Genomic DNA, 587 nt, shown 5'->3' on the forward strand with positions numbered 1-587 from the left:
AACCCGAACATCATCGCGAATTCCGGCACCATCACCTCCGTCGACGGCACCGCCGGGACCGCCATCACCAACGCGGTCGGCTACACCCATGTCGAGAACAGCGGCACCATCATCGGTCAGGTGCTGATGAGCTACCGGGCCGGCCAGGGCGCCTGCGACGGCAGCGGCACCGGCTGCCCCACGGTTACGCTGGTTAACCGGGCCGGCGGCACGGTTGACACCGGCGCGGTGATGGACCTGGGCGCGCAGGGTTCCATTGAGAACCACGGCCGCATCCATGTCGGCGGCCCGGGCCGGATTGCCACCACGACGGTGACCGGCGCTTTGACACAAGCTGCCGGCGGCAGCCTGGTCATCGACAGCAATCACCGCAGCGGCGAGAGCGACCAGCTCAACGTACAGGGCAGCGTCCGCCTGGCCGGCTTGGTGGAGATGCACCCCACTGTGGTCGCCAACCGCGAGGTGAGCGTGCTGAGCGCCAGCCAGGGCCTGACACTGGACCCGGGCCTCGCCGCCAGCCGTAGCCATCTGTTCCGGTTCGAGGCCCGCAGCGACGGCACCAGCCTGCTGGTGAAGCCGCAGGCGGA

At 69.2% G+C, this 587-nt stretch carries 1 protein-coding gene; it reads left to right on the forward strand.

The window, feature by feature from the left end; genetic code table 11:
- On the forward strand, positions 1-587 hold a 587-nt coding region (locus D2K64_RS24040; protein WP_202910832.1), incomplete at both ends, for a hypothetical protein.

It is taken from the genome of Teichococcus vastitatis (assembly GCF_003604215.1).
GTDB classification, from domain to species: Bacteria; Pseudomonadota; Alphaproteobacteria; order Acetobacterales; family Acetobacteraceae; genus Pseudoroseomonas; species Pseudoroseomonas vastitatis.